Annotated in this window: 25 protein-coding genes; 17 read left to right on the top strand and 8 right to left on the bottom strand. The window is 65.5% G+C overall.

Features of this window, described 5'->3' with window-relative positions; all coding sequences use genetic code 11:
- Window positions 1-37: 37 nt before the first annotated feature.
- Together F474_RS20095 and F474_RS20090 are read left to right on the top strand one after the other, a co-directional pair.
- Complete coding sequence (locus F474_RS20095) at window positions 38-313, top strand: HU family DNA-binding protein (protein ID WP_097088074.1); 276 nt, start codon at window positions 38-40, stop codon at window positions 311-313.
- 72 nt (window positions 314-385) lie between these two features.
- Complete coding sequence (locus tag F474_RS20090; RefSeq protein ID WP_097088077.1) at window positions 386-928, top strand: putative glycolipid-binding domain-containing protein; 543 nt, start codon at window positions 386-388, stop codon at window positions 926-928.
- On the opposite strand, the gene F474_RS20085 is transcribed toward F474_RS20090, so the two are convergent.
- Window positions 929-2,302, bottom strand: coding sequence for a VOC family protein (locus tag F474_RS20085; RefSeq protein ID WP_097088079.1), 1,374 nt, complete (start codon window positions 2,300-2,302; stop codon window positions 929-931).
- A 21-nt stretch (window positions 2,303-2,323) separates the two neighbouring features.
- Between F474_RS20085 and F474_RS22580 the strand changes: the two genes are divergently transcribed.
- The 3 genes from F474_RS22580 (at window position 2,324) to F474_RS20075 (ending at window position 5,463) form a co-directional block, all read left to right on the top strand.
- A complete protein-coding gene (locus F474_RS22580) occupies window positions 2,324-2,551 on the top strand; it encodes a hypothetical protein (protein ID WP_125483393.1) in 228 nt (75 codons plus the stop codon).
- Window positions 2,548-4,038, top strand: a complete 1,491-nt coding sequence (locus F474_RS20080) for an aldehyde dehydrogenase family protein (protein ID WP_097088080.1) — start codon at window positions 2,548-2,550, stop codon at window positions 4,036-4,038. Before F474_RS22580 ends, F474_RS20080 begins: the two co-directional genes overlap by 4 nt.
- 132 nt (window positions 4,039-4,170) lie before the next feature.
- Window positions 4,171-5,463 (top strand): FAD-binding oxidoreductase, encoded by a 1,293-nt coding sequence (locus F474_RS20075; protein WP_097088082.1) that lies wholly within the window; start codon window positions 4,171-4,173, stop codon window positions 5,461-5,463.
- Between the two features lie 80 nt (window positions 5,464-5,543).
- Here the strand turns inward: F474_RS20075 and F474_RS20070 are convergent, their stop codons facing one another.
- The 3 genes from F474_RS20070 to F474_RS20060 are packed head-to-tail and all read right to left on the bottom strand — an operon-like array spanning window position 5,544 to window position 7,700.
- Window positions 5,544-6,488 (bottom strand): phosphatidate cytidylyltransferase, encoded by a 945-nt coding sequence (locus F474_RS20070; protein ID WP_097088084.1) that lies wholly within the window; start codon window positions 6,486-6,488, stop codon window positions 5,544-5,546.
- Entirely contained in the window at window positions 6,485-7,084 is a 600-nt protein-coding gene (locus F474_RS20065; RefSeq protein ID WP_097088086.1) for a lysophospholipid acyltransferase family protein, read from the bottom strand. The genes F474_RS20070 and F474_RS20065 overlap by 4 nt, the downstream gene beginning before the upstream one ends.
- Window positions 7,071-7,700, bottom strand: a complete 630-nt coding sequence (locus F474_RS20060; protein WP_097088088.1) for a CDP-alcohol phosphatidyltransferase family protein — start codon at window positions 7,698-7,700, stop codon at window positions 7,071-7,073. Before F474_RS20060 ends, F474_RS20065 begins: the two co-directional genes overlap by 14 nt.
- Window positions 7,701-8,004: 304 nt before the next feature.
- Between F474_RS20060 and hflK the strand changes: the two genes are divergently transcribed.
- From hflK to F474_RS20030, 6 genes are all read left to right on the top strand, one after another.
- Window positions 8,005-9,933 (top strand): protease modulator HflK, encoded by a 1,929-nt coding sequence (gene hflK / locus F474_RS20055; RefSeq protein WP_097088090.1) that lies wholly within the window; start codon window positions 8,005-8,007, stop codon window positions 9,931-9,933.
- Window positions 9,934-9,945: 12 nt separating this feature from the next.
- A complete protein-coding gene (gene hflC, locus F474_RS20050) occupies window positions 9,946-10,974 on the top strand; it encodes a protease modulator HflC (RefSeq protein ID WP_097088092.1) in 1,029 nt (342 codons plus the stop codon).
- Complete coding sequence (locus tag F474_RS20045) at window positions 10,971-12,008, top strand: SPFH domain-containing protein (RefSeq protein ID WP_097088095.1); 1,038 nt, start codon at window positions 10,971-10,973, stop codon at window positions 12,006-12,008. Before hflC ends, F474_RS20045 begins: the two co-directional genes overlap by 4 nt.
- A complete protein-coding gene (locus tag F474_RS20040) occupies window positions 12,005-13,900 on the top strand; it encodes a heavy metal translocating P-type ATPase (RefSeq protein ID WP_097088097.1) in 1,896 nt (631 codons plus the stop codon). Before F474_RS20045 ends, F474_RS20040 begins: the two co-directional genes overlap by 4 nt.
- Window positions 13,901-13,997: 97 nt before the next feature.
- Window positions 13,998-14,651, top strand: a complete 654-nt coding sequence (locus tag F474_RS20035) for a hypothetical protein (protein WP_256577824.1) — start codon at window positions 13,998-14,000, stop codon at window positions 14,649-14,651.
- A 1-nt stretch (window position 14,652) separates the two neighbouring features.
- On the top strand, window positions 14,653-15,312 hold the full coding sequence (locus F474_RS20030) for a hypothetical protein (RefSeq protein WP_097088099.1): 660 nt from the start codon (window positions 14,653-14,655) through the stop codon (window positions 15,310-15,312).
- Here F474_RS20030 and F474_RS20025 read toward each other — a convergent pair.
- Together F474_RS20025 and F474_RS20020 are read right to left on the bottom strand one after the other, a co-directional pair.
- Window positions 15,273-16,325: a DUF1176 domain-containing protein gene (locus tag F474_RS20025; RefSeq protein WP_097088101.1), complete on the bottom strand. Its 1,053-nt coding sequence runs from the start codon at window positions 16,323-16,325 to the stop codon at window positions 15,273-15,275. The two genes, F474_RS20030 and F474_RS20025, sit on opposite strands and share 40 nt — an antisense overlap.
- Before the next feature lie 138 nt (window positions 16,326-16,463).
- Complete coding sequence (locus F474_RS20020; protein WP_097088103.1) at window positions 16,464-17,957, bottom strand: YifB family Mg chelatase-like AAA ATPase; 1,494 nt, start codon at window positions 17,955-17,957, stop codon at window positions 16,464-16,466.
- 287 nt (window positions 17,958-18,244) lie between these two features.
- Here F474_RS20020 and F474_RS20015 point away from each other — a divergent pair, with 287 nt between their 5' ends.
- Both F474_RS20015 and F474_RS20010 read left to right on the top strand, forming a co-directional pair.
- Window positions 18,245-19,384: a mandelate racemase/muconate lactonizing enzyme family protein gene (locus F474_RS20015; RefSeq protein WP_097088105.1), complete on the top strand. Its 1,140-nt coding sequence runs from the start codon at window positions 18,245-18,247 to the stop codon at window positions 19,382-19,384.
- A 40-nt stretch (window positions 19,385-19,424) separates the two neighbouring features.
- The gene (locus tag F474_RS20010; RefSeq protein WP_097088107.1) at window positions 19,425-20,708 is read left to right on the top strand and encodes an MFS transporter; all 1,284 of its coding nucleotides are present in this window, start codon (window positions 19,425-19,427) and stop codon (window positions 20,706-20,708) included.
- Window position 20,709: 1 nt separating this feature from the next.
- Here F474_RS20010 and F474_RS20005 read toward each other — a convergent pair whose 3' ends face one another.
- Both F474_RS20005 and F474_RS20000 read right to left on the bottom strand, forming a co-directional pair.
- Window positions 20,710-21,636 carry a LysR substrate-binding domain-containing protein gene (locus F474_RS20005; protein ID WP_097088109.1) on the bottom strand — a complete coding sequence of 309 codons (927 nt, stop codon included), beginning with the start codon at window positions 21,634-21,636 and terminating at the stop codon, window positions 20,710-20,712.
- Between the two features lie 71 nt (window positions 21,637-21,707).
- Window positions 21,708-21,968: an accessory factor UbiK family protein gene (locus F474_RS20000; RefSeq protein WP_097088111.1), complete on the bottom strand. Its 261-nt coding sequence runs from the start codon at window positions 21,966-21,968 to the stop codon at window positions 21,708-21,710.
- Window positions 21,969-22,377: 409 nt separating this feature from the next.
- On the opposite strand from F474_RS20000, the gene glnK reads away from it, so the two are divergent.
- The 4 genes from glnK to sutA all read left to right on the top strand — a co-directional run bounded on the left by glnK (window position 22,378) and on the right by sutA (window position 25,152).
- Window positions 22,378-22,716, top strand: a complete 339-nt coding sequence (glnK, locus tag F474_RS19995) for a P-II family nitrogen regulator (protein WP_097088114.1) — start codon at window positions 22,378-22,380, stop codon at window positions 22,714-22,716.
- 48 nt (window positions 22,717-22,764) lie between these two features.
- Complete coding sequence (locus F474_RS19990; RefSeq protein WP_097088116.1) at window positions 22,765-24,099, top strand: ammonium transporter; 1,335 nt, start codon at window positions 22,765-22,767, stop codon at window positions 24,097-24,099.
- A 213-nt stretch (window positions 24,100-24,312) separates the two neighbouring features.
- The gene (locus F474_RS19985) at window positions 24,313-24,735 is read left to right on the top strand and encodes a secondary thiamine-phosphate synthase enzyme YjbQ (RefSeq protein ID WP_097088118.1); all 423 of its coding nucleotides are present in this window, start codon (window positions 24,313-24,315) and stop codon (window positions 24,733-24,735) included.
- Window positions 24,736-24,813: 78 nt separating this feature from the next.
- The gene (gene sutA / locus F474_RS19980) at window positions 24,814-25,152 is read left to right on the top strand and encodes a transcriptional regulator SutA (RefSeq protein ID WP_097088120.1); all 339 of its coding nucleotides are present in this window, start codon (window positions 24,814-24,816) and stop codon (window positions 25,150-25,152) included.
- Window positions 25,153-25,154 lie beyond the last annotated feature (2 nt).

The following is a 25,154-nucleotide window of genomic DNA, read 5'->3' as shown; positions in this document are numbered from 1 at the left end:
GGGCGCATAACAACAAAAACCGAAAAGAGGTTCTTACATGCGCAAACCTGAACTGGCCGCCGTTATCGCCGAGCGCGCCGATCTCACCAAAGACAAAGCCAACGAAGTGCTGAACGTGCTGCTGGACCAGATCACGCTAGGGGTCAGCAAGGGTCAGAACGTCACCCTGGTAGGTTTTGGTACGTTTGAAAAACGCCACCGAGGTGCGCGCCAGGGCAAGAACCCGCAAACTGGCGAGCCGGTGAAGATTCGCGCGAGCAATACCGTAGCCTTCAAACCGGGCAAGTTCCTCAAGGAATGCCTCGGTTCCTAAGCGGTTGGGAACCTGCAGCGCGGCGGCCGTGTCACTGCGGTGCACGGCCGCAATGCCGGGGGGTAGGCGCTGATGAGTAAGGTATTTCGCTGGGCTGCCCAACAAGGGCGGGGCCTTGAGCATTTGGCACTGACCTTCCGCGAAAGCCAGGTCATGGCAAATAGCGTGGTGGTGGGTGACGATTACGCCTTCATTTACACCTTGAGCGTTGATGCGCAGTGGCAAACCCGGCTGCTCGACATCGCCAGCCCTACCGGTAGCCCTTCGTTGCGCTTGTGGTCCGATGGCAACGGCCGCTGGCGCGATGTGGAAAGCGATGCTCCACTGCCCGCGCTCGACGGGTGCATCGATGTAGACATCGCCATCACCCCTTTCACCAATACGCTGCCCATTCGCCGCCTTCAGTGGCAGGCAGGGCAAAGCCGTACCTTGCGCATGGCCTATGTCAGCGTTCCCGGCCTGGAAGTCAGGGCGGCCAACCAGCGCTACACCTGCATCGAACCGCACAAATGGTTTCTCTACGAGAGCCTCGACACCCCGTTCAAGGCCCAGTTGGAGCTCGACAACGACGGTGTGGTGATCGACTACCCTGGGCTGTTCACGCGCATTCCCTGATCAGCCAAGCTGCGCCAGGCACGCCTCGATCGAGCGCCGCTCGGTGGCCTCGTAAAGCGCCATCTCGTCGATCACCGCTCGCCCCAGCGCCTGCTGGAACTGGGCCTGGTTAGCGTTCTGGCCATAATCGCTTTGGGCGCCGTCACCCAGGTTCGACTGGAAAATCCCCGCCGCGCTGACCGGCAGGAAGTCTTCGTAAACGATGGGCTCGAAGGCCACATGGCCTGCCGCGACCCAGTCCTGCAATGTACCTTGCAGCGGGCGCGCGCGCAGCCCGCTGGCGGTTGGCACATAGCGAAACCAGGCCAGGCCCTCTTCGCGCATCCGGCTGGCATCGTCGGGGAAGGCCGCAAAATGCTCGCCCAGCAAGCGCATGTACTGCTCGGCGTTACCTTCACTGGGTACGCCTGCCAGGGCATCGCGTGAAGTGGCCAGCAAGGTGTCGTACAGCGCACGGCCCTTGGGCGTAAGCGCTGCGCCGCGCTGTTCGATCTCGCCGAAGCGGGCGGTGTGGCTGCCCTCGGCGGCTACCTGGTCGGTGAACGCCACCCGCTCCTGCAGTGCCTTGAAACTGGTTTGGCGCAGCAGGATCGGCTCTTTGCGCGGGGGCGGGCCTTCGATCACGGCTTTGGGTGTGATGCCGCGCGCCGGCATGCTGGCCTGGACCTGGTCGATGTCCAGCGTGCGCGGCGTGAGGTGGTTGATGTGTGGGCCCTTGAAGGCCACTACGTCGGCGATCAGCCGGTGCTGGTCGTGCAACTGCTGATACTGCTGCGCGCTGACCGTCGCGCGTGGGTGCCAACGAAAGGTCTCCAACGCCTGCTCCACGAACTCCTCGGCTTGAGCCTCCTCCAGCCCGCCGGCCTGCTCGTGCTGCTCGATCAGCGCCAGCGCGCGCGGGGTGAAGATCTGCCGGCGCGCCAGGATGGCCGCCGCCTGCTCGCGTAGCTCGGCGTTGTCGACCAGCTCCAGGCGCAGCAACGAGGTGAACACGCGGAACGGGCTGACGGCCAGGGCCTGCTCGTGCACCGCCCGAAATGCGGTGGAATGCACCGGCACTCCGGCCGGTGTGAGGTCGTAGTAGCCCACCGGCTCCATCCCCATCACCGCGAACAGCCGAGCGAGGGTGGCCAGCTCCTGCGCGGTGCCCACGCGGATCGCGCCATGGCGCTCGGCATCAAGGCGCTCCAGCTCGCCGTTGTGCCGCAGCCGTTCGTGCAGCTCGGGGTTGGCCGCCAGCACCGCCGTATTGGTTTGCGCCACCAGCTCCAGCAGCGTGCCGTACAGCGGCACTTCCTGCTTGTACATCTCGGACATGGCACGCGAAAAGCGGGCGCGGATGTCATCGGGGTGGGCAAAACCTGAAGCGGGCATGGGCTGTCTCCGGCGGGTGGAATGGCTACCATCAAAGCGTTGAACCCACCGGCCCGCAAGCGAAAAAAAGGCGTGGGGTCATTCCTCAAAGTGGCGAAGTCGTCGCCTTCAGCCGGAATTTACCGGGGTTTTTGGATTCCACCAGGGAATGATGTGCTGCCTATTCCTCGCTTGTTGGCTTGCCTTGGCCAGCCGATACTCGCTGCCATGTTCCGTTTATTGACCGGTTTCACAGGAGAGTTCTCATGATCGACGGCCTGCTCAAGCGCCTGGGTGTTCCCGCCACTGCCTACCAGGGCGGTAGCCACCCAGTGTTCACCCCCATCGATGGCAGCCAGCTGGGTGCCGTTGCGCTGGCGGGCAAAGCCGAGGCCGAGCGCAGTATCGGCCTGGCCCACGATGCCTTCCTGGCCTGGCGCAGTGTGCCGGCGCCTCGCCGTGGCGAGCTGGTGCGGCTGTTTGGCGAGGTGCTGCGTGAGCACAAGGCCGACCTGGGCGAGCTGGTCAGCGTCGAAGCCGGCAAGATCACCCAGGAAGGCCTGGGGGAAGTGCAGGAGATGATCGATATCTGCGACTTCGCCGTCGGCCTTTCACGCCAGCTCTATGGCCTGACCATCGCCTCCGAGCGCCCCGGCCACCACATGCGTGAAACCTGGCATCCGGTCGGCGTGGTCGGGGTGATCAGCGCCTTCAATTTCCCGGTTGCGGTATGGGCCTGGAACACCGCCTTGGCACTGGTGTGCGGCAACTCTGTGGTATGGAAGCCTTCCGAGAAAACCCCGCTCACCGCCATCGCCTGCCAGGCCCTGTTTGCCAAGGCCCTGGCCCGCTTCGACGATGCCCCGGCCAACCTGGTGCAGGTGCTGATCGGTGACCGTGAAGCCGGCGAAGCGCTGGTGGACGACCCGCGCGTGCCGGTGGTCAGCGCCACCGGCAGCACCCGCATGGGCCGCGAGGTCGGCCCGCGTGTGGCGGCCCGCTTCGGTCGCAGCATCCTTGAGCTGGGCGGCAACAACGCCATGATCGTGGCCCCGAGCGCCGACCTGGACCTGGCCGTACGCGGCATTCTGTTCTCTGCCGTCGGCACCGCCGGCCAACGCTGCACCACCCTGCGCCGAGTGATCGTGCACAACTCGATCAAGGCCGAGCTGGTCGAACGCGTCAAGGCAGCCTATGGCAAGGTACGTATTGGCGACCCACGCGAAAACAACCTGGTAGGGCCGCTGATCGACAAGGCCTCGTTCCAGGCCATGCAGGACGCCCTGGCCCAGGCGCGTGACGAAGGCGGCGCAGTGTTCGGCGGCGAGCGCCAGCTGGCCGAGCGTTACCCCAACGGTTATTACGTGGCCCCTGCCATTGTCGAAATGCCTGGGCAGAGCGCTGTGGTACGCCACGAGACCTTCGCACCGATCCTCTATGTGCTGGGCTATGACGATTTCGAGCAGGCGCTGGCGCTGAACAACGAAGTGCCGCAAGGCCTGTCGTCGTGCATCTTCACCACCGACCTGCGCGAGGCTGAGCGCTTCCAGAGTGCTGCCGGCAGCGACTGCGGCATCGCCAACGTCAATATCGGTACCAGCGGCGCCGAGATCGGCGGGGCCTTTGGCGGGGAGAAGGAAACCGGCGGTGGCCGTGAATCCGGCTCCGACGCGTGGAAGGCCTACATGCGCCGCCAGACCAACACCATCAACTACTCTCGCGAGCTTCCGCTGGCGCAGGGTATCGTATTCGACTAACCCGCCCGACCTTGCCTGCACGTCGCGCGGCAAGCCGCCCTCCCACCCAGGTTCAGTGGCACATTTCAACGGGTGGGGGCCCGGTTTGCCCGGCGACGCAGCATTCAAGCCTTCCCCCAGGACTCCGACATCATGGCCACCACCGCGCTCTACCCCAAATGCCTGTGGGAACACGTACTTCCTGAACCAGGGCCCGCCCAATCGCTGCGCGGCGAGCACACCGCCGACGTCTGCGTCATAGGCGCCGGTATCACCGGCCTGTGCGCAGCGATCCACCTGTTGGAGCAGGGCAAGCGCGTCATGCTGGTCGACGCCCATCGCGTCGGCCATGGCGGCTCCGGCCGTAACGTCGGGCTGGTGAATGCCGGCACCTGGATCAAGCCCGACGACGTGGCCGCCAGCCTCGGCACTACCCAAGGCGAACGGCTCAACAGCGTCCTGGGCAATGCCCCGGCCGAAGTCTTCGAGATGATCCGCCGGCACGGCATCAGCTGCCAGGCGCGTAACGAAGGCACCCTGCACATGGCCCACAACGCCACCGGCGTTGCCGACCTGCGGGCGCGCCACGAGCAGTGGAGCCGGCGCGGCGCCCATGTGGAGCTGCTCACCGGCGCACGTTGCATCGACTACTGCGGCACCGACAAGGTCGACGCCGCGCTGCTCGACCACCGCGCCGGTACCATCAACCCGATGGCCTATACCCGGGGCCTGGCCGATGCGGTGAAACGCCTGGGTGGCGTGCTGTTCGAGGATTCACCCGTCACCGCGCTGGTGCGTGAAGGCTTCGCCTGGCGCGTCGAAACCGCCAACGGCAGCGTGCTGGCTGACCAAGTGGTGCTGTCGACCGGGGCCTACACCGAAGGTGAATGGAGCCAGATCCGCAATAACCACTTCCGCGGCTACTACTACCAAGTGGCGTCGCGCCCTTTGGAAGGCGCTGCAGCCGAGCGTGTTCTTCCTCACGGCCAAGGCTCCTGGGACACCCGCACCGTGCTCAGCAGCATTCGCCGCGACGACCAGGGCCGCCTGCTGCTGGGCAGCCTTGGGCGGGTGGACAACAAGCCCGGCTGGTTCATCAAGGGTTGGGCCGACCGCATCCAGCGCCACTACTTCCCCAGCCTGGGCAAGGTGGAGTGGGAAATGCACTGGACCGGCGTGATCGACTTCACCCCCGACCACCTGATGCGCCTTTATGAACCGGCCGCGGGCTTGGTGGCTGTGACCGGCTACAACGGCCGTGGCAACACCACCGGCACCGTGCTGGGGCGGGCGCTGGCGCAGTTTCTGCTCACACAGCGGGCCGATGAGCTACCCGTGCCGTTCTCGGCCAATACGCCAGTGAGCCTGCCTGCACTGCGTACGGCGTTCTACGAAACGGGGTTTTCGCTGTATCACGCAGGGCAGTGCTTGAGGGTGGTTTTATAATGTGAGTGCCTGGCATCGGTGGGGCTGCCCCACCCAGCGATGCCAAGCGACCCGGAGGTGCTCCTCCCCCAGCTTTGCCCTCACGGACTAAAGAAATACCGCGTCACATGAAAAAACACCGGCGCCGCGAAGCAGATCGAATCCATCCGATCCAGCATCCCGCCGTGGCCTTTGATCATCGTTCCCCAGTCCTTCGCACTCAGGCTGCGCTTCATTGCCGACATCACCAGCCCACCGAGAAAGCCCATGGTCACGATCAACAGGGCCATGGCCAGCGACTGAACGAAGTTGAATGGTGTCATCCAGAACAGCCCGCCGCCCACCAAGGTCGCTGCCAGGCCACCACCGACCAGGCCTTCGACCGTTTTGGACGGGCTCACCGACGGCGCCACCTTGTGCTTGCCGAAGAGCTTGCCGAACACGTACTGGAGCACGTCGCTGATCTGCACCACGAAGATCAGGTAGAACAGCAGCAGGGCGTTCTGGCCCTGGTAGCCGGGCAGGTCGAGCAGCAGCAGGGCGGGGGCGTGGCTGATGCAGTAGACGCTGATCATCACGCCCCACTGGATCTTCGCGGTGCGCTCCATGAATTGGCTGGTGTCGCCGCTGAGCACAGCAATGGCCGGCAGCAGCAGGAAGGCGTACACCGGGATCAGCAGTGTGAACATCGAGTACCAGTGGGTGCCGATCAGCCAGTACTGCGCCGGTATCAACACGAAGAACGCAGCGAACAGGGCGTAATGGTCAGCGGCCCGAGTCGGCGCCAGGGTGATGAATTCACGCAGCGCGAACAGCGAGATGAAGCCGAATAACACCAGCGTGGCGGTGGGGCCGATCCAGAACGACACCAGGAAGATGATGACCATCCACCACCAGGCATTGATGCGCTCGTTCAGGTTCACGAGGGTGGCAACCAGGCTTTCCCGCTTGAGGGTGCGCGCCAGCACCCAGCCGGTGGCCGAGGCGAGGGTCAGCAGCGCCAGCACGATGCCGACGAACCAGAGGAATTTGGACATCATGCTCATTGGGCCAACCTCACCACAGCCTCACGGGCGCGTTCGAGAAACACGGCTTTGTCTTCACCTGGCAGCGCCGGGATCGGGTCGCCGATGCGTATGTTGCACAGGATCGGCAGGGGTACGCGCTTACCCTTGGGCAGCGAGCGGTGAAAGTTCTGCAGGTACACCGGTACCAGCTCCACTTCTGGGAATTGCTGATGCAGGCGAAACAGCCCGCTCTTGAACGGGGCGGGCAGGGGCTGGTCACCGCGGGTGCCCTCGGGGAACAGGATGATCGAGTCGCCCTGTTCCAGCGCCTGCACCACCGGCGCCAGCGCATCGCGGCCAGGCGGGCCGTGGCGCTCGATCAGCACCGCACGCAGGCCTTGGCCCGAGATGAAGCGCAGAAAGGCGTTCTTGCCCCAGTAATCGGCAGCGGCCACCGGGCGGGTGTGCCGGCGCGCGGCCTTGGGCAGGGCGGAGATGATCGCCAGAGTATCCATGTGGCTGGAGTGGTTGGCGAAATAGATGCGCTGGCGGCCAAGCTGCGGCGGGCTCTGCCAGCGCGCAGTAACACCCAGCAACAGGCGCAGCAGCGCCACCAGCAATTCACTGAGCCACATGGCGGGCCTCCAGGTCGCGGCACAGCGCGCGGGTGCGGGTTACGCAGGTGAGCGCCGAGCCCAGCGCGATCAGCCAGAGCCCGGCCAACAGAGCGTAATGGCTGCCCCACAATGGGCTTTCAAAGGCGTTGAGCACCATTGCACCGGTCATGACCGCCATGCGCTGCTGCTTGGCGAAGGGGCCAAGAAAACGCTGTGCCAGCCCGAGCGAGCCACCGGACACGCGGATATAGGCCGTCAATGCCGCAGCCAATGCGGCAAACCAGCCCAAGGCTGGCCAGGCGCAGGCATAGCCCAGCGCGATCAGTAGTAGCGAGTCGGCCACCCGGTCAGGGAATTCATTGAACAGTGCACCCAGCGGCGATTGCTTGCCGCCGTCGATGGCCACCATGCCGTCGAACAAGTTGCAAAGCAGCCGGCCCTGGATGCCGATGATGCACAGCACCGAGCCTGCGATGCCTTGGTCGAGCACGATCGCCAACGCACCCAGCGCTGCGAAAGCGATGCTGATGAGGGAAATCTGATTGGGGGAGATGCCGGTGCGGATGAGAAAAGCGGTGATGCCGTTTGCCCAGCGCGAAGAACGTGCGCGAATAGGACGTCGATTGCTGTCCATGGTGATCCATCCTGGATGAGGTGAGCCATGATAGCCGGAGTTTCCGAGAATGGGAGGGGGGTAGCGCGAGCGTTTGCATGCTGTGCTTAGCCTGGGTGGGAGGCCGGTTGCGCGGGGCTAGGTGCATTTATTTGCGTCGCTCGGCACAGGCGGGCTCCCGCGGGTTGAACATTCTGGTCGTCGATTCAGATTTCCCAACCCTGAACCCTCCCTGAACCACCCTATTTTTCATCACGTGCTACACGACATTTTGACCCCCATCGTTATATCGTAACGCCACGTTGCAAAATGTTTCGGGGTGGGGATGGGGATTGATCTGCAAGCAGCAGCCACGGACGTGCGCGAGCTGCCCAGCGTGCTGAGCGCGGGAAGGCAGGCGCAGGTGCTGTTGCGCTATGGCCTGGCCTGCGCAGCGCTGGTGGGTGTGTTGCTGGCGCTGGCGACTTTCGCTGGCCTGTTCGCGGCCGCTACGCTGTGGCCAACGGTGCTGTGCAACCTGGCTGCGAGTTTTCTGCTGGCGGGTGCTGCCGTGCAGGCGGCTCGTGAGCCAGCGCGATGGCGGGCGGCGTTGTTGGCGCCTGCCCCGGCCAAGGCTGAGGTGGCCGCAGAGGCTAGTGGCTGGTACGAGCGCACGCTTGATCGCATCAGCCAAGGTTTGCTCGGCAACGCCCGGCGCCTAGGCCTGGCGTCGTTGTGGCTGTTGGGCTGGAGCCTGCTGGCGATGCTGTGCATCCGCCTGCCCTGGGACCTGGCGATACCCGGCGGCCAGGCCGGCCTGGCGGGTAACATTGCCGTCGCCCTGAGCCTGTTGCTGGCGTTCGGTTTGCTGGTTGCGGAGCGCCACCTGTCGCAGGCCAACCCGGCGCAATGGCCGGAAGCCAGGGCGCTTGCGCTGATCCTGCGGCTGGTGCTGGCCGAGCTTTTGCTCAACGCACTCTGCCTGCTGTTCTACAGCCCCGGCAGCCTCTGGCCTGCCCGGGTGGCGACCCTCGGCGGCCTGTTGCCGGCGGCGGTGGCGTTGGAGCTTGCGGTGCGCGCGGTGCTGTCGTGGTTCAGCCCGCGCCGGCCAAGCCTGGAGCCGCCGATGCTGGCCGACAGCTTCGTCGCCGGGCTGCTGCGCTGGCCGCCGCGCCCTTTGCAGGCCTTGCAACAGGAGCTCAAGGGCCGTTTCGGCATCGACCTGCGGCAGGTGTGGGCTTTCAATTACATGCGCCGCGCGGCGTTGCCGGTGTTTGCCGTAGTGGCACTGCTGGGCTGGGCCCTGAGCGGCGTGCACCAAGTGCCGCTGGACGGCCGGGGCGTCTACGAGCAGTTCGGCAACCCCCTGCGCGTGCTTGGCCCGGGCCTGCATGTGGGCCTGCCCTGGCCGCTTGGGCGAGTGATTGCGGTAGAGAACGGTACCGTTCACGAGCTGGCCACGGGGCTGGAGGGTGCTGCAGCGCCCAGCGCGGCCACCGCAGATGGGCCAGCCCCGGTGAGCGCCGACCGCCTGTGGGATGCCACCCACGCCCGTGACAACACCCAGGTGATTGCCAGCAGCAGCGGTGCGCAGCAGAACTTCCAAGTGGTGAACATGGACGTGCGCTTCATCTATCGCATCGGGCTAAGCGATGCCGATGCCCTGGCTGCGACCTACCACAGCGCCGACGTACCGCAGCTGATCCGCGACACCGCCAGCCGCGTGCTGGTGCACAGCCTGGCCTCCAGCACGCTGGATGGCCTGCTCGGGGAGGATCGCCAAGGGCTGTCGGCGCGCATCGGTGAGGCGGTGCAGGCTGACCTGCGCAAGCTCGGCAGTGGCGTGGAAGTGCTCGCTACCGTGGTGGAAGCCATCCACCCACCGGCCGGGGCCGCCAATGCCTACCATGCGGTGCAGGCTGCCCAAATCAGCGCCCAGGCGCTGGTGGCCCGTGAGCGGGGTGCCGCTGCCGAGCAGATGAGCCAGGCGCAACTGGTCGCCTTCGACGTCAGCACCCAGGCTGAAGCTTCGGCCCGTGAGAACCATGCCGCCGCCCAGGCCGCCGACCGCACCTTCGAGGCCGAGCGCCAGGCATACGCAAGCGCTGGCCAAGCGTTCATCTTCGAGCGCTACCTGGCGCAGCTGAGCCAGGGCCTGGCCCAGGGCCAGCTGCTGATACTCGATCACCGCCTCGGAGGCGGCACTGCGCCGACCCTCGACCTGCGCACCTTCTTCGCCCCGGTGGACGCCACGCCATCGCGCGCCGTTCGTTAAGGAGTGGCTGACTTGAGCAACCCGACCCACACCCACGATGACCACCACGGCCATCATCATTCCCACCACGGCCATCACCATCACCACCACCACGGCGCACCCGCGCACGCCGGGCCCTTGCCCTGGGGCCGTTTCGCCATCGCCTTCGCGCTGGTCGCGTTCGCCGCCATCGCTGCGAGCCTGGTGCAGGTGCGCTCTGGCGAAGCGATGGTGGTGACTCGCTTCGGCAACCCGCAGCGGGTGCTGTTGGAGCCGGGCCTGGCCTGGCGCCTGCCCACGCCGCTGGAGGCCGCGGTGCCGGTGGACCTGCGCCTGCGCAGTACCTCCAGCGGCTTGCAGGACGTCGGCACCCGCGATGGCCTGCGCATCATCGTGCAGGCCTATGTGGCCTGGCAGGTACCGGCCGACCAGGACGCAGTGCAGCGCTTCATGCGCGCCGTGCAGAACCAGCCTGACGAGGCCGCGCGGCAGATCCGCACCTTCGTCGGCTCTGCCCTGGAAACCACCGCCGCAAGCTTCGACCTTGCCAGCCTGGTGAACACCGACGCCAGCCAGGTGCAGATCAACGCCTTCGAAACCCGCCTGCGTGACCAGATCGAAAAAGCCCTGTTCGACACCTACGGCGTGCGCGTGCTGCAAGTGGGGGTCGAGCGCCTGACCCTGCCCTCGGTGACCCTCAACGCTACGGTTGATCGCATGCGCGCCGAGCGTGAAACCATCGCCACCGAACGCACCGCCGAAGGCAAGCGCCAGGCCGCACAGATTCGCTCACAGGCAGAGCGCGACGCGCGCGTGCTGGAAGCGGACGCCTCGGTGCAGGCCGCCGACATCCAGGCCCAGGCCAAGGTGCAGGCCGCGCAGATCTACGGCAAGGCCTACGCCAGCGCGCCACAGCTTTACAACTTGCTGCGTTCGCTGGATACCCTCGGCACCATCATCACCCCCAGCAGCCGCCTGGTGCTGCGCACCGACGCCGCGCCGTTCCGTGCGCTGGTCGAAGGGCCGGCGGCTGGCGACGGCAAGGCGCCTGTGCAGCCATGAGCGAGCTTCGTGAGCGGGGCACAGGCCCCTGGCAGCAAGCGACCCGGCTGGCGTTCATCGGCCTGTACCTGGTGACGTTGCTGGCGGCGCTGGCCTGGCTGTTCTCCAACGTGCGCCAGGTCGCGCCACAGGACCGCGCGGTGGTGCTGCGTTTCGGCGCCATCGAGCGGGTGGCTGGCGCAGGCCTGCTGATGGCCTGGCCGCAGCCGGTGGAGCAAGTGATCACGGTGCCCGGCCCCGAGCGAGTGCTGCAACTGCACGTGCAGGGCCTGCAACGCAGCAACGCCGCCCGCGATGCCGAGCTCAAGGCCAGCTACGTGACCCCGGTAAGCGATGCGCTGGCCGGTTCGGGGTACCTGCTCACCGGCGATGCTGGCGTGGTGCAACTGGACTTGCAGGTGTTCTACCGGGTCACCGACCCGCGGGCCTGGGTGCTGCAGGGTGATCATGTGCTGCCGGCGCTGGACCGTGTGATCACCCGTAGCGCCATCGGCCTTGCCGCGGCCCGCGACCTGGACACCATTCTGGTGGCCCGGCCGGAAATGCTCAGCCAAGGCAACCAGGCCGCCGAGCGCCGCGAACGCCTGCGCGCAGACCTGGTGCAGAGCGCCAACCAGCGCCTGCGCGAGCTGGAGGCCACCGGCCAGGGCCTGGGTGTGACACTGGAGCGGGTGGATGTGCAATCCAGCCTGCCGGCCGACGCCGTGAGTGCGTTCAACGCTGTGCTGACCGCTACGCAGGAGGCAGACAAAGCGCTCGCCACCGCCCGCAACGATGCCCAGAAAACCTTGCAAGCCGCCACCCAGAAGGCCGACCGCCTGCTGGCAGTGGCCCATGCCCAGGCCAGCGAACAGGTGGCCCAGGCGCAGGCCGCCACTGCCACCATCACAGGCCTTGCCCACAGCGACGACCCCGGCCTTGCGCTGCGCCTTTACCGGGAGCGCTTGCCGGCGATTCTCGGCAAGGCCGGCTCGGTCACCACCGTCGACCCCCATGACGACAGCCGCTTGATCCTTCAGGGAGCCGACCGATGAGCGCCCACGTACATGCCGCGCCCCTGCTCAGCCAGGGCGAGCAACGCCGCGCTGCGCGGCAACTGACCCTGGCCATGCTCGCGTTGGGCCTGCTGTTGCTGGGCCTGGGCTGGCGTGCCTGGGCCGCTGACCAGGCGCAGGTCGGTGATTGCCTGCTGGGGCTGGCCTCGCTGCTGGTGGCGGTGCCGGTGCTGCGCTCTGCCTGGTTCAGCCTGCGCCACCCCAGCCTGCATGGCATCACCGATCAGCTCATCGCGCTGGCGATGATCGGCGCCTGGGCCAGCGGAGACCTGCTCACGGCCGCATTGCTGCCGATCATCATGATCTTCGGCCATGTGCTCGAAGAGCGCAGTGTCATCGGCTCGCAACAGGCCATCGAGGCCCTGGGCCAGCTCACTCGCAGCCAGGCACGGCTGTTGGCCGACGGTGGCATCCGTGAGGTAGACAACAGCACCTTGCAGGCCGGCGACCAGGTCGAGGTCCGAGCAGGTGATCAGGTCCCTGCCGATGGTGTGGTGCGCAGCGGCCAGGCCAGCCTCGACACCGCCACCCTAACGGGCGAGTCGGTGCCGCAACGTGTGCGCGAAGGCGAACGGGTGCTGGCCGGCAGCATCAACCTCGATGGCCTGCTGCGCGTAGAGGTCACGCGCACTGGCAGTGATTCGACGCTGGGCAAGGTCATCGCCCTGATGCAGAGCGCCGAGCGCGCCAAGCCGCCGATCACCCGTTTGCTCGAGCGCCATGCCGGGGCGTATCAAGTGTTGGTGCTGCTGGTGGCGGCGGTGACCTGGTTCGTCACCCAGGACGCCCAGGCCATGCTCGCGGTGCTGGTGGCAGCCTGCCCCTGCGCGTTGGTGCTTTCGGCACCGGCCACCGCTATTGCCGGGGTCGCCGTGGCCGCGCGCCACGGCATTCTGATTCGCGGCTCGGCCTTCCTCGAAGAGCTGGCCGACCTTACCAGCGTCGTGCTGGACAAGACCGGCACGCTCACCCACGGCACCCTGCGCCTGCAAGGCATTGAGGCACAACAGGGCGATACCGGCGCCTTGCACCAGCTCGCGGCAAGCCTTGGCCACGCCAGCAGCCACCCGGTCAGCCGTGCGTTGGCGAGCCTGGTGCCCCATGACCGGCTGCTGGTGCTGGAAGGTATCGAGGAGCGCCAGGGGCTTGGCGTGGTCGCCAGCACCGAGCAGGGTATAGCCGCCTTGGGCCGCCCCGAGCTGTTTGAGGCGTTGGGCGTGACCACCGCGCCCGTCCCCGAGCATGATGGCCCCCTTGCAGGGCTGGCCCTGGGCGGCCGCTTTCTTGGCTGGCTGCTGCTGGCCGACACGCCCAAGGCTGAGGCGGCACAGGCACTGGCGCAGCTCACCGCATTGGGCCTGGGCCGGCAGTTACTGCTGACCGGCGACCGCCAGAGCGTGGCCGACCGTGTCGCTGCGCAGGTAGGCATCCAGGCCGTGCAGGCCCAGGCGCTGCCCGAAGACAAGCTCAACCGTGTGCTGGCCGAGATCGACCAGGGCTTTCGCCCAATGGTGGTCGGTGATGGCATCAACGATTCGCTTGCCCTCAAGGCGGGCGTGGTGGGGGTGGCCATGGGCGCCGGCGGCGCCGACATCGCCCTGGCCTCGGCCGATATCGTGCTGATCGGTAGCGACCTGCGGCGGCTCGGTACCTGCGTACGCCTGAGCCGCCAGTGCCGGCGCACCCTGCACGCCAACGTGATCATCGGCATCGGCTGGACATTGGCCATCGTCGCCTTCGCGGCCTTCGGCTGGCTCGGGGCGGCAGGGGCGATGATTGCCGCCGTGCTGCACAACCTGAGCACCTTGCTGGTGCTGGGCAATGCCGGGCGCCTGCTGCGCTTCGAGGAGCCTTTGGGCGAAGGCTTGTGAGCACCGTGGATATTGTTGTGAGTATCGGCCCGGTAGCTGCCGGGCCAGCAGGCAGGGCCGGATAATCACGGGTTTAAAGCCCATCCGAGGATGCCCCATGACCACCCCGCAGCAGCCTGACCCGCTTTCCGGCCTGGCTTCAACGCTCAGTGCCGAATACGACCAGTCCCGGGAGGCCCAGCACGACCGCGTGCTTGCCGAGCTCAAGCAGGTCGTCGAGCAGGTGCCCGAGCAGACCGAGCTGACCAACTCGCGGCGCTTTCTGATCGTTGGCCCACTGCTGATTGCGTTCTCGTTGGCCGGCGCGTTCGTGAGCATGCAACAGGGTAAAACCGGGATGACGATCGGTGCCGTGGTGTTGGCATTGTTGTTTGCTTTCCTCACCTGGCAGCACCGTGACGCCGGCAAGCACCCCTTCCTGCGCCTGACCCGTCGCCAGCTGTTCCACGATCTGCTCAGCGCGCCGGTGGAGTTGGCCGATGTGATCGACATCGGCGTTCACGAAGGCGGCTGGTTGCTGGTGCAGAATCTCGCCCTCGACCCAGCAGCCCCCCTGCCGACCCATCGCCCCTGCAAAGTGCTGTTCGGCAACCAGGCCATGGCGCTCAGAAAGCCCAGGCCGCACATCCTGATCCAGTCCGCTGGGCTGATGGTTGGCGGCCAGAAGCTCCAACCCGAAGATGCAGGCGCCTTGCTCAATGCCTATGTGATGGCCGCCAAGGCGCAGCGCCAACTCGACGCGATGCGCTGAGGTGGATGACCTCACGCGAGAGGCGCATCTGGAGAGCCTGCAGGCGGCAGCCGAAGGCCCACAGCACAGCTGCGAGTTGCGCGAACGCTGCCGTGTGCAGGCCTGTTTGCTGGGGCTGGCCGCTGTTGTGCCGTTTGCAACCGGTGCATGGCTGCTCTGGGCCAACCACGTCTTTGCGCACTCCATCCTGGTGTGGGGCCCGGCCTGGTTGCTGATCGCCGCCGCAGGCGCGGGCCTGGCCATCGCCTGGGCACTGGGGCGGCGGCACGGCAGCGTGGTGCTGGCGCTGACGCCTGACACCATAGCGTTTGCCAACTCCCCGGCACCGGCCCCGCTGCACAGCTTCAGCGAGCTTTTTGTGGACCAGCGCCACCTGCACAGCACCCTGGCCTTCACCGTCTACGCGCCCACGGGCGCGCCTGCACTGCGGCCGCGGTGCTACAGGTCGCTGGCCGCGCCGCACGCCTGGCCCATTGCAGGCGGCCTGCAGATCAAGCTGTGGTATGTGTGCCTGACGCTCGATGGCGAGCCGCTGGATCACCAGCAGGTCGCCTATCTCATCCATGACTACATCGAGGCGGCCCAGGCCAGGCGTACCCTGGGCCAGTTGTTTCCAGGCGTTCAGCGGCTTGGCGAGGTGCGCCACAGCACCGGCCAATAGGCCTCGGCCAGGCCCATGCAGGCGCTCATCTGGCGAGCATCGGCCAGCGCGAAGCCGCTACCGTCGAAGCGCCAGCGAATCGAGGTGCCGCACCCGCCCATGCCCATGGCCATGAACTCGCTGGTGAGCTCGCCGCGTGCGGGATCGAAGCTGAAATCACCGCCTGGTTCGTCGTCTGCCACCGGGGTGGGCTGCGGAAGGTCGACCTTGCGTGCCTGCTCCGGATGCTCCAGCGGCGCCAGGTAGAGGCTGTAGGTGCAGTTGTAGGCGGCGCAGCCGGTCTTGATCAGTACCAACGCCTGGCTGGCGTTCAGGGCGTAGGCCTGTGCCTGGGCTGGGGTGCCCTCGTCCAGGGTGTTTTCCCAGTCTGCGCGAGTCGCGGCGATGACTGTTTCGCCGAGGCGCTGGGCCGTAGCGGCGTTCAGGGCAGGGGCGGGGTGCCACGCCGGCAGCGAGGGCGCCGCCGGTGCCGCCGGTACGTCGCTGGTGGGCTTATCGCCCGGGCGCAGCAGCGCCGTTTGCGTGCCCACCCGGCCTTGCACGGCGTCCATCTGCAGCAAGGCGGCGCTCATTCCGCTGAGTGAAGCCAATGCTTGGCCGTCTTGGGTGCGAAGCACCAGGTTGTGCCCGTCACGCAGCTCCCTGATCAGCGCCATCGCCTGCGAACCGGTGGCAGCGAACTGTTCGGGCACGTCGCCTTCATGCAGTTCGCCTGGGCCGAACGCGGTGTTGAGCGGTTTGCCGTCCAGCAGCGGTTGGGCCTTGGCCGCCCCCGTGTCGAATACCCCGATGCGCAATGCACCCTCAGGCCCTGCCTCGCGGCTGATGCGCAGGCTGAAGGTCGCATGGCCCGTGTCATCGCGCTGCTGCACAGCGCCGATGGCGGTGCAGGTGCGGGTGTTGTCGCAGCCGATGAGCCAATCCTTGTAGGTGCTGTACAGCGGTGGCTCGTTGGCGGCAACGGCGGTGTTGGCGGCCAGGGCCAGCAGAAGGGCGAATGGTATGCGAGGCATTGGGGCAGGCCTGTGTCGGGAAAGGCCGTTATTAGGTCAGGGCAGCGCTGCGTTGCCTATGGCCAAGGTCGAGGGGCACAAGCGAATCCACACTGCGCACAACCCCTCTGCCACTGTGGGCGCTGCTTGCACAGGCTGCTAGCCGGCTGCGGGCCGGTATTGCAGAGCCTCGGCGACGTGGGCGCGGGCAATCGAAGCCTCGCCGTCCAGGTCGGCCAAGGTACGGGCCACCTTCAGCAAGCGATGGGCTGCGCGCAGTGACAGCGTAAGCCGCTCGCACGCTGCTTCCAGCCAGTGTTCGTCGGCCTGTCGCAGTTGGCAGTGCTTGCGTAGCCCGGGCAGGTCGAGAAAGGCGTTGGCGCAGCCCTGGCGTTGCAGTTGCAGCTCTCGCGCGTCGCACACCCGCCTGGCGGCCTGGGCTGTGCTTTCGCCGTCGCCCGAGGTGGGGTTGAGGCTGGTGGTTTCGCGGGCGACGGTCAGGTGCAGGTCGATGCGGTCGAGCAAGGGGCCGGAGAGTTTGTTGCGATAGCGCTCGATCTGGTCGGGGCTACAGCGGCAGCGGCCGGTGGTATCGCCCAGGTAGCCGCACGGGCACGGGTTCATCGCTGCCACCAGCTGAAAGCGCGCAGGAAAGCGGGTTTTGTCTCGCGCGCGGGCGATGATGATCTCGCCAGACTCCAATGGCTCGCGCAGCACCTCCAGAACCTTGCGGTCGAACTCGGGGAGTTCATCGAGAAACAGCACGCCATGGTGGGCGAGGGTGATCTCGCCGGGTTGCGGCCGGCTGCCGCCGCCCACCAGGGCGGCGCCGGAGGCCGAGTGGTGAGGGTGGCGAAACGGCCGCTGGGGCCAGCTGCTCAACGGCACGTAGCTGGTGACCGACTGGATTGCCGCGACTTCCAGCGCCTCGTGCTCGGCCAAGGGCGGCAGCAGGCCCGGCAAACGGCTGGCCAGCAGTGTTTTGCCCGTGCCCGGCGGCCCGCTGAACAACAGGTTGTGCGACCCCGCCGCCGCCACTACCAAGGCACGCTTGGCGGCCGGCTGGCCTTGCACTTCGTTCAGGTCAGGGTAGGGGCGGGGCAACAGCAGCAGCCCATCGGAACGGAACAAGGGCAGCTCCTGCTTGCCATTGAAATGCGCCACCAGCTCGATCAGGTGCTCGCTGGCGAGGACTTTCAACCCGTTGGCCAGTGAGGCCTCTTCGGCGTTTTCACGGGGCACCACCAGCGTCCGCCCGGCATCCCGCGCGGCCAGTGCCGCCGGCAACACGCCCTGCACTGCGCGGATGGCGCCCGACAGCGCAAGCTCGCCCAGGCATTCGATGTCGGCCAGTGCCGCGAGTGGGATCTGCCCGCTGCTGGCCAGGATGCCCAGCGCGATGGCCAGGTCGAAGCGGCCGCCGTCTTTGGGCAGGTCTGCCGGGGCCAGGTTGAGGGTGATGCGCTGGGCGGGGAAAGACAGGCCTGCGTTGATGATCGCGCTGCGCACGCGGTCTTTGCTTTCCTTGACTGAGGTTTCCGGCAGGCCCACCAGCGTGAGAGAGGGCAGGCCATTGGACAGGTGTGCCTCGACCAGCACCGAAGGGGCGCTGACGCCGACCTGGGCGCGGCTGTGGGCGATGGCGAGGGGCATCCGTGCCTCCTGGGTTAGCGGTTGTGCGGTGCAACGTTAGCCCAGCGGCGGCGACGCTGCCGCAGTGGAATGTCAGGGGATGTTTCCCTGTGCCCAGCGTTCTTTTCCGTGAGAGGCACCAGGTGCTCAGGGCGAATTCACGTTGGCCGGTGTTCGGCTGACCTGGTTGGGCCATGCCTGGCCTGTGGCTTTCGGCTCGGGAAAAGATCAGTTCGGTATTGGCCAAATCAGCACTTGTACGATAACGTATGAGAATTGATTTCCAATTATTTCAAGAACAATCTTCCATGAAAATCACTGCCATTGAGTTATTGCGGCTGCGCGTTCCCTTCAGCGCCGGAACCGACACCCGCGAGCATCCCGCTATCGCTAGGGCCGATGACCGATTCAACGCTGCTTCCCCCCGGCACAGCGCGATGGAAAGCCTGATCGTGCAAGTGCACACCGACTGCGGCCTGACAGGCTGGGGCGAGGCTTTCGGCCATGGCTCCAACCCGGTCACCTTCGCAGCGTTGCAGCAAGTGATCGCGCCCATGTTCATCGGCCTGGACCTCGCCGACCGTGAAGCAGCCCTGGAGGCTGCGCGCAAGGCGGTGCACGGCTTCGGCAGCACCGGGCCTATGGTGTATGGCTTGTCGGGAATCGACATCGCCCTCTGGGACCTTGCCGCCCAAGCCGCCGGGCAACCCCTGTGGCAGTTCCTGGGGGGTGAGCTGCGCGAGCTGGAGTTGTACGCCAGCCTGGTCAGCTACGGTAACGACCCGGCTGCGGTGGGCTATCACGTAGGGCGTGCCAGGCAGGCGGGTTTCACCAAGGTGAAGTTGCATGAAACCCAGTACCCGGCCGTGCTGGCTGCCCGGCAGGCGTTGCCGGCCAGCGAAGGGCAACTGATGGTGGATGTGAATTGCCCTTGGGGCGAAAGCGAAGCCTGCCAGGTGGCCAGGGACTGGCGTGAGCTTGGCCTCGCCTGGTTGGAAGAGCCGGTGTGGCCGCCTGACGATGCACATGCGCTGGCACGGGTTCGCCGGCAAGGCACGCGGCTCTCGGCAGGCGAGAACGCCGCCGGGGTAGAGGGCATTCAGGCGCTGCTCGACCACCAGGCGGTCGATGTCATCCAGCCCAGTGTGGCCAAGGTGGGCGGGATCACCGCAATGCTGGAGGTGTTCAAGCGCGCCCAACGCACGGGCACCAACGTGGTGCCGCACTGTTTCTACTTCGGCCCGGGCCTGCTGGCCGTGGCACACCTGTGCACCTTGCTGCCTGCCGATGTGCCGGTGGAGGTGCCGTTCATAGAGTTTGAAGCACTGCTGTATCCAGAACTTGCCTTCACGCCGCGCCTTCGGCTGCCCGAGCGCCCCGGATTGGGGTTCGCGCCGGATGCACAGGTTCTGCAGCGCTATCGCATCGACCACGCCCGGGTAGGCTGACTGCCCGGGCCGCCAACTCCAATAACAAAGGCCCACGCTTATGTTCACTCACTATCGCTGGCGCATCGCTGCACTGCTATTTGGTGCGGGAATGCTCAACTACCTGGACCGCGCCGCCTTGTCAGTCGTAGCACCGATGGTCAAGCAAGACCTGGGGATCGACGATCTGCACATGGGCTTTATCTTTTCCAGTTTCTTCATCGGCTATTGCGCGCTGTGTTTCATTGGCGGGTGGGCGGCCGACCGATTCGGCCCGCGGCGTGTTTTCACCTGGGCAGCCGGTACCTGGTCGCTGTTCTGTGGCTTGACTGCGACCATCACCGGCTACGCCCAGTTGCTGGTCTACCGCGTGATGTTCGGAATGGGTGAAGGCCCGATGGGCACTACGACCAACAAGGCCATCACCCACTGGTTTCCTCGGGAGGAGGCGGGCCGGGCCATCGGCCTGACCAACTGCGGCCAGCCACTGGGCGCTGCGCTGGCGGCGCCTGTGGTTGGGCTGGTCGCGTTGCAATACGGCTGGCGCGTGTCGTTCGTCGTGATCGCGGCGCTGGGCCTGGTGTGGCTTGCCGCCTGGTTGCGCTGGTTTCGCGACCACCCGGCCGATCACCCTTCGGTCAGCGCCGCCGAACGTGAGTTGATCGAGAACAGCAGGGCGCGTGCCGTGACCGAGGAGGCTGAAGACACCGACCGGGGCCTGGCCCATTACATCTTCTCGGTGCCGGTTCTGGCAGTGGCGATGGCGTTTTTCTGCTTCAACTACGTGCTGTATTTCTTTCTCACATGGCTACCCAGTTATCTCATGGACGCCCAGCATCTGGACGTGAAAAGCATGAGCATCGTCGGCACCATTCCTTGGCTGGGGGCGGCGGTGGGCTTTCTGGGCGGCGGTATCGTGACCGACTGGCTGGGCCGGCGGCTCAATAATGTGATCGTCGCGCGCAAGGTGATGCTGACGCTAGGGCTCGGGGTTGCCGCGTTATGCGTACTGCTGGTCAATCAGGTGTCGAGCCTGAGCGCTGCGGTGGCGTGTATCACCGTATCGAGCGTGTTCCTGTTCGTTACCCCACAGATCTGCTGGGCGTTGATTCAGGACATCGTGCCGAAGAACCGTGTGGGTGGCACAGGTGGTTTCGTGCACTTGCTCGCGAATCTGGCCGGCATCGCCTCGCCCTCGATCACCGGGATGCTTGTGCAACTGGGCGGTGGCTATGCCTCGGCGTTCCTGGCTGCTGCGCTGGTGGCCGGCGTCGGCATGCTGGTGGTGCTGCTGGCAGTGCGCGCCCGCGGGCGGGCGATGCCGGCGCCTGCCGCGCAGCATTGATTCACGGCGCGGTGAGGTCGCTCCCGCGGTCTCCCATGTAGAACTCCAGCCGCGACCTTAGCCAGCGTTCGGCCGGGTCGCTGTCGGTGATGCTGAGCCATACCATCGACAGCTCCAGTGGCGGGGTGTCGAACGGCAGTGGCTCCACATACAGGTTGCCCCAACCCAACATTGCAGTGGCTGCGTAGTCGGGGCAGCCGGCGAGCAGGTCGGTGCCGGCAAGGATGGCCGGCAGTGAACTGAACTGCGGCACCGAAAGCACCACGTGGCGGGAGCGGCCAATCTCATCGAGCCATTCGTCGGCGATGCCGCGGGTATTGGCTGTGTGCGACACCACCACGTGCGGCCGTGAACAGTACTCGTCGAGGGTCAAGGGCGCATCGGACGAGTCAGCGCGCAGTACGCGCGCGTACATACGCCGCAGCAGTTTGCGCTTGGCGTTGGCTGGCAGGCCACGAGTTTGCGAGATGCCCACGGTGATGTCGCCGGAGGCCAGCAGATCCGGGATGCGCCAATAGTCGACGTGCTGCACCACTACCACCACGTTCGGTGCTTCGGCGCGCAAGGCCCGCAACAACGGTGGCAGCAGGCCGAACTCCACATCATCCGACAGCCCGATGCGAAACGTCATGGTGCTTTCAAGCGGTTCGAAGTCGTGGGAGAGGCTTAGCGCAACGGACATGGCGTCCAGTGCAGGGGAGAGGTGCTTGATGATCTCGCCGGCCCGCGCGGTGGGCTCCATGCGGTGCCCCACGCGCACGAACAGCGGGTCGTTGAACAGGTTACGCAGCCGATTGAGCGCAGCGCTCACCGTGGGCTGGCCGAGGAAGAGCTTTTCGGCGACGCGGGTGACGTTGCGCTCCAGCATCAGGGTTTCGAACACCACCATCAGGTTGATGTCGGCCTTGCGCAACTCGTTGCGGTTCATCCTAGCTCCGGTAAACACCCTGAAACAGGCGTGAGTGTAGGGAGCGCATGGCCCGCCCGTCCAGCGCGCCTTTAGTCGGGGCGTTGCGCCTGCGCCGCCTCAAGCTCGGCGAGCCGGGCTTCGAGTGCCTCGACCTTGGCGCGAGTACGGGCAAGTACCGTCATCTGGCTGTCGAATTCGTCGCGGCTGACCAGTTCAAGCTTGCTGAATGCGCTCTGCAGCAGTGCGTGCAACTGGCTTTCGATTTCCGCACGCGGTGCGCTGGCGTCACCGCCGAGCAGGCGTGCGGCTTGCCCCGCGAGGGAATCCAGAAAAGCTTTAGGGGCGAGCATGGTGTTTGTCCTCACGATTGAGCGCAGCAGTCTAGCATGGGTAGAACGAGCCCCCGCTTATCGGCATTGCACCGTTTTTGGGCGCAGCGCTCAGCCGCCTCGCACCAGGCTTGTGCGCCGCGGCCAAGGGCGGCTCTGGCCTGGCGTAACGCTAGGCCGGCAAAGGCCCCTGCAATGCGGTTTTTAGGGAACTGGCAAGCTTTCTGCTTATGCCTGCCTGACCCTGCACTGAAGCAGCCTCACAAGGGAACGCAGTGCGCAGGCGGAGCGAATACTGTTTCGTCAGAAGCGGTCGCTGGCAAAGGCTTCAGGGTGAAGCCGCTTAAGCGTTACAAAGCCAGGCACTGCGCTTAGACTTGAGCCGGGTTTGTTTTCCTGGGGCAAGTCCACCAATTCGGGAGAGAGTTTCATGAAGCTAGTCACTGCCATCATCAAGCCGTTCAAGCTCGACGACGTTCGCGAGTCGCTGTCTGAAATCGGCGTGCAGGGCATCACCGTCACTGAGGTTAAAGGCTTCGGCCGCCAGAAGGGCCATACCGAGCTGTATCGCGGTGCAGAGTACGTGGTCGACTTCCTGCCCAAGGTGAAAATCGACGTTGCCATCGGCGATGACCAGCTCGATCGCGTGATCGAGGCCATCACCAAGGCCGCCAACACCGGCAAGATCGGCGACGGCAAGATCTTCGTGGTGCCGCTGGAACAGGCGATCCGTATCCGTACCGGCGAAATCGGTACCGACGCGATCTGACCTCGACCGCCGACACACACAACTAAAAAAGCCCCAGGAGTAAACAACATGACTCTGCGTCGAATCGCAGGGCTAGGCGCCCTGTTGTCTGCAGTTTTACCAGGCATCGCCCTGGCCGACGAGGCCGCGGCACCGGTGCTCAATTCCGGCGATACCGCCTGGATGCTCACCTCCACCGCGCTCGTGCTGTTCATGACGATCCCGGGGCTGGCACTGTTCTACGGCGGCATGGTTCGCTCCAAGAACATTCTCTCGGTGATGATGCAGTGCTTCGCCATCACCGGCCTGATCTCGATCCTGTGGTTCGTTTACGGCTATTCGATGGCCTTCGACACCACCGGCATGGAGCAGGGCGTAGTCAACTTCAATTCCTTCGTCGGCGGCATGGCCAAGGCCTTCCTGGCTGGCGTTACCCCGGCGAGCATCACCGGCCCTGCGGCGCTGTTCCCTGAAGCGGTGTTCGTGACCTTCCAGATGACCTTCGCCATCATCACTCCAGCCCTTATCGTGGGCGCCTTTGCAGAGCGCATGAAGTTCTCGGCGATGCTGGTGTTCATGGGCGTGTGGTTCACCCTGGTCTACGCACCGATCGCGCACATGGTCTGGAGCGGTAACGGCGGCCTGCTGTGGGACTGGGGCGTACTGGACTTCGCCGGCGGTACCGTCGTGCACATCAACGCCGGTGTCGCCGGCCTGGTGGCGTGCCTGGTACTGGGCAAGCGCAAAGGCTACCCAACCACCCCGATGGCGCCCCATAACCTGGGTTACACCCTGATCGGCGCGGCCATGCTGTGGGTTGGCTGGTTCGGCTTCAACGCAGGCTCTGCTGCTGCCGCCAACGGCACCGCCGGCATGGCAATGCTGGTTACCCAGATCGCGACCGCCGCTGCCGCCTTGGGCTGGATGTTCGCCGAATGGGTCGCCCACGGTAAGCCAAGCGCACTGGGCATCGCCTCTGGTGTAGTTGCGGGCCTGGTAGCCATCACCCCAGCCGCCGGTACCGTCGGCCCTGTCGGTGCCCTGGTCATCGGCCTTGCGGCAGGCGTGGTGTGCTTCTTCTGCGCAACCACCCTCAAACGCAAGCTGGGCTATGACGACTCCCTGGACGCCTTCGGCGTACACGGCATCGGCGGTATCCTGGGTGCGCTGCTGACCGGCGTGTTCGCTGCACCTTCGCTGGGCGGTTTCGGTACCGTTACCGATGTCGCTGCACAGCTTTGGGTGCAAGCCAAGGGTGTCGGTTTCACCGTGATCTACACCGCCATCGTCACCTTCGTCATCTTGAAGGTGCTGGACCTGGTAATGGGCCTGCGCGTCAGCGAAGAAGACGAGTCGGTTGGCCTGGACCTGGCCGAGCACAACGAGCGCGGTTACAACCTGTAACCAACCGTTTGCGAAAAAATGCCCGGCTTGCCGGGCATTTTTTTGTCTGCGATGTGTCGATGAGGGTGTAGGGGGTGCCCTGAAACGCCCATATGGCAAGGGTTTCAGTGATTTTCAGGGTGCCTGTGCCTGTAGGATTTTTTGCCAAGCGTTCAAGCACTTTGCTTTTTTTCACAGCGCGCTAGAATGCGCCCCGAGCAACGGGAGAAAGCCATGTGGCATCAATCGACGATTACCCTCAAGCCACGCTCTCGGGGCTTTCATCTGGTAACCGACGAATTGCTGGCGGGCATGCCTGAACTGTCGCGCTGCCGTGTCGGTCTGCTACATCTGTGGCTGCAGCACACCTCGGCTTCATTGACGGTGAACGAAAACGCCGACCCGGCAGTGCGCCGGGATTTCGAGCGCTTCTTCAACCGCCTGGTGCCGCAGGGCCAGCCTGGTTATGAGCATAACGATGAGGGCGACGATGACCTCCCGGCGCACTTCAAGGCCAGCCTGCTGGGCTGCGAACTTACGCTGCCCGTGCGCGAAGGTCGCCTGGCAATGGGCACCTGGCAAGGGGTGTATCTGGGTGAGCACCGTGACCACGGTGGGGCTCGGCGGGTGATCGCGACCCTGAACGGCGAAGGTTAAAATTTTTGAACCGGCAGGCCTCACAAAGGCCTGCCAGAGCTATAAACACTCGGCTTTGGCGAGTCATGAGGTAGGACAATGAGCGACGACGATCTGGAACAAGACGATCTGGAAGTGGGTGACGAGGACGATACCGAGGAAGGTGGCCTGGAGGCTGGCGCCGAGGACGTTCCTGCCGAGGACGACAGCAGCGATGACGGCGATGCGCCGGCGCCTGCCGGTGGCAAGGGCAAAAAGGCCCAGGTCACTGTCGACGAGCTGCCGAGCCTTGAGGCCAAGCAGAAAGAGCGCGATGCCTTGGCCCGCGCCATGGAAGAGTTCCTTGCCCGAGGCGGCAAGGTGCAGGAGGTAGAGCCCAACGTGGTTTCCGACCCGCCCAAGAAGCCTGATAACAAATACGGCAGCCGCCCTATCTAAGG

The sequence above is a fragment of the Pseudomonas sp. URIL14HWK12:I12 genome, assembly GCF_003097135.1.
Classification (GTDB): domain Bacteria; phylum Pseudomonadota; class Gammaproteobacteria; order Pseudomonadales; family Pseudomonadaceae; genus Aquipseudomonas.
The sequence above is the reverse complement of the archived record's forward strand: the minus strand, read 5'-3'. Positions and strand labels throughout refer to the sequence as shown.

Coding starts and splice junctions, on each gene's coding strand:
- F474_RS20040 (WP_097088097.1), top strand. CDS start 12,005: ATGAGCGCCCACGTACATGCCGCGCCCCTGCTCAGCCAGGGCGAGCAA.
- F474_RS20060 (WP_097088088.1), bottom strand. CDS start 7,700: ATGGACAGCAATCGACGTCCTATTCGCGCACGTTCTTCGCGCTGGGCA.
- F474_RS20080 (WP_097088080.1), top strand. CDS start 2,548: ATGATCGACGGCCTGCTCAAGCGCCTGGGTGTTCCCGCCACTGCCTAC.
- F474_RS20020 (WP_097088103.1), bottom strand. CDS start 17,957: ATGCCCCTCGCCATCGCCCACAGCCGCGCCCAGGTCGGCGTCAGCGCC.
- F474_RS20095 (WP_097088074.1), top strand. CDS start 38: ATGCGCAAACCTGAACTGGCCGCCGTTATCGCCGAGCGCGCCGATCTC.
- F474_RS20065 (WP_097088086.1), bottom strand. CDS start 7,084: ATGTGGCTCAGTGAATTGCTGGTGGCGCTGCTGCGCCTGTTGCTGGGT.
- F474_RS20000 (WP_097088111.1), bottom strand. CDS start 21,968: ATGCTCGCCCCTAAAGCTTTTCTGGATTCCCTCGCGGGGCAAGCCGCA.
- sutA (WP_097088120.1), top strand. CDS start 24,814: ATGAGCGACGACGATCTGGAACAAGACGATCTGGAAGTGGGTGACGAG.
- glnK (WP_097088114.1), top strand. CDS start 22,378: ATGAAGCTAGTCACTGCCATCATCAAGCCGTTCAAGCTCGACGACGTT.
- F474_RS20005 (WP_097088109.1), bottom strand. CDS start 21,636: ATGAACCGCAACGAGTTGCGCAAGGCCGACATCAACCTGATGGTGGTG.
- F474_RS22580 (WP_125483393.1), top strand. CDS start 2,324: ATGGCTACCATCAAAGCGTTGAACCCACCGGCCCGCAAGCGAAAAAAA.
- F474_RS20090 (WP_097088077.1), top strand. CDS start 386: ATGAGTAAGGTATTTCGCTGGGCTGCCCAACAAGGGCGGGGCCTTGAG.
- F474_RS19990 (WP_097088116.1), top strand. CDS start 22,765: ATGACTCTGCGTCGAATCGCAGGGCTAGGCGCCCTGTTGTCTGCAGTT.
- F474_RS20025 (WP_097088101.1), bottom strand. CDS start 16,325: ATGCCTCGCATACCATTCGCCCTTCTGCTGGCCCTGGCCGCCAACACC.
- F474_RS19985 (WP_097088118.1), top strand. CDS start 24,313: ATGTGGCATCAATCGACGATTACCCTCAAGCCACGCTCTCGGGGCTTT.
- F474_RS20035 (WP_256577824.1), top strand. CDS start 13,998: ATGACCACCCCGCAGCAGCCTGACCCGCTTTCCGGCCTGGCTTCAACG.
- F474_RS20085 (WP_097088079.1), bottom strand. CDS start 2,302: ATGCCCGCTTCAGGTTTTGCCCACCCCGATGACATCCGCGCCCGCTTT.
- hflK (WP_097088090.1), top strand. CDS start 8,005: ATGGGGATTGATCTGCAAGCAGCAGCCACGGACGTGCGCGAGCTGCCC.
- F474_RS20045 (WP_097088095.1), top strand. CDS start 10,971: ATGAGCGAGCTTCGTGAGCGGGGCACAGGCCCCTGGCAGCAAGCGACC.
- F474_RS20010 (WP_097088107.1), top strand. CDS start 19,425: ATGTTCACTCACTATCGCTGGCGCATCGCTGCACTGCTATTTGGTGCG.
- F474_RS20075 (WP_097088082.1), top strand. CDS start 4,171: ATGGCCACCACCGCGCTCTACCCCAAATGCCTGTGGGAACACGTACTT.
- F474_RS20070 (WP_097088084.1), bottom strand. CDS start 6,488: ATGAGCATGATGTCCAAATTCCTCTGGTTCGTCGGCATCGTGCTGGCG.
- F474_RS20015 (WP_097088105.1), top strand. CDS start 18,245: ATGAAAATCACTGCCATTGAGTTATTGCGGCTGCGCGTTCCCTTCAGC.